The sequence below is a fragment of the Streptomyces sp. NPDC054840 genome, from assembly GCF_053611065.1.
On the sequence record NZ_JBSGZP010001087.1, the window covers coordinates 1 to 1494 of the forward strand.

Genomic DNA, 1494 nt, shown 5'->3' on the forward strand with positions numbered 1-1494 from the left:
CTGGTCCAGGACCCCTTCTCGGACTTGACGACCGCCCCCGACCGCCAGGTGCCCCACGGCCTGCTCCTCGCTGCCGAACACCTGGTCTGGGCCCCCGACGCGGGACGGCGCTCGTACGAGGGGTTGCAGCGCCGGGCGGCGGCCCGGGGCCGCAGCGGCCCGGGCCGGGTGGCAAGGTGGCCGGCCTACTTCGTGGCGTTCGACGTGTTGCAGCTGGACGGGGTGGAGCTCCTCGCACGCCCGTACCGGGAGCGCCGCGCACGTCTCGAGGACCTGTTCACCGGGCACGGCCTGAGGGCCCCGTGGGCCCTGTGCCCGATGACCACCGACCTGGCCAAGGCGCGCGAGTGGTGCCAGTGCTGGCTGACGTTTCGTGCGGGTCGTACCCGTCCGCCTCCCTGCTGGCGGTCCGGTAGTGGACGACGTCGGTCCCGCGGCCGCACCCGTGGTCGAGGGCCGTGCGGACGCCGAGCGGGCCCGTCAGGTGCCCGGTGAGCCCGAGCGGCCGGTGAGGCTCCTTGGCGGCTCATCGCGGTCTTGTGCGGTGGGTACGGGCGGGAGCCCGCGACGGCCGGCTGCTTGCCGGTGAGGTCGCTGATCGCGAACAGGACCGTCGTCCGGCTCCGCGGCTTTCCGGGTGAGCGGCAGGTCGAGCATGAGCGCGGAGTGGTCGGTGAAGGCCTCCAGGCCTGTACGGACTTCGTGTCGGGCTGCGACCGGGATACCTGTGGCCAGGTGATCGCTCAGCAGGGCGAGGTCGGAGCGGAAGCGGCTGAGCCTGCCGGTGAAGAGCCGCTCGAACGTGAACTCCGCTTCCCCGTCCGGGCTGGTGGTGTCGACGAGTCGCGCGCTCTGAAGTGTGCTGGAGTGCCTGGCGCTCGGTGTCCGCGGTGAACCCGCTGACCTCCCCGTCGTACAGCCCGCCCTGCGGCCGTGGCGCGAGGTCGAAGACCCCGCAGATCAGCAGGGGCCGCCCGTCCTCGGCCGCGGCCAGTGCCGCGAGCTCGCCGAGCTGAGCGGCACGCGCCGCGCTGGTGTACGCGTCGAGGTGAACCTGTAGGACGGTGAGCCAGCCCAGCTCGACCCGCTGCGCCAAGGGGCGAACCGATCCCGGGCGCCATCCGGTTCGTCCGCGCCGAGTCGCTTGTTGAGGTTGATCGAGACCGGCAGCATCAAAAGTGCCCTTTTTGGCGGACGGGATGGTCACAGCGGGAGCGGCCAGCCGGAGGCCGCCTCTTCGCGGAACGCCTCCCACAGCACGTTCAGGGGGTGCGAGGCGTCGTATTCGTCCCCCTCGCCCTTGCGCGCGAAGACGCCCGAGACGAGCTGGAGCATGGGGTCGAAGTCGTCGGCGAACTCGACCAGGCGGAAGCCCTCGCCGCCGGGCAGCCGGCCCGCGACGGCTGCCTCGCCACTCCTTCGGCGGTGCCGTCTTACGGCCGACGCCTTCGGCGGACGGGACCTGCTGCGCCTCAGGGCGCGGGGCACGCTGGT

At 72.6% G+C, this 1494-nt stretch carries 2 protein-coding genes and 1 pseudogene; 2 read left to right on the forward strand and 1 reads right to left on the reverse strand.

Annotated elements, in window-relative coordinates:
• On the forward strand, window positions 1-495 hold a 495-nt coding region (locus ACWGIU_RS37745; protein WP_453712584.1), incomplete at its 5' end, for an ATP-dependent DNA ligase.
• A 364-nt stretch (window positions 496-859) separates the two neighbouring features.
• Window positions 860-1060 (forward strand): hypothetical protein, encoded by a 201-nt coding sequence (locus ACWGIU_RS37750; protein WP_453712586.1) that lies wholly within the window; start codon window positions 860-862, stop codon window positions 1058-1060.
• 143 nt (window positions 1061-1203) lie between these two features.
• On the opposite strand, the pseudogene ACWGIU_RS37755 reads toward ACWGIU_RS37750, so the two are convergent.
• A pseudogene (locus ACWGIU_RS37755) lies at window positions 1204-1494 on the reverse strand (hypothetical protein); the annotation flags it as partial.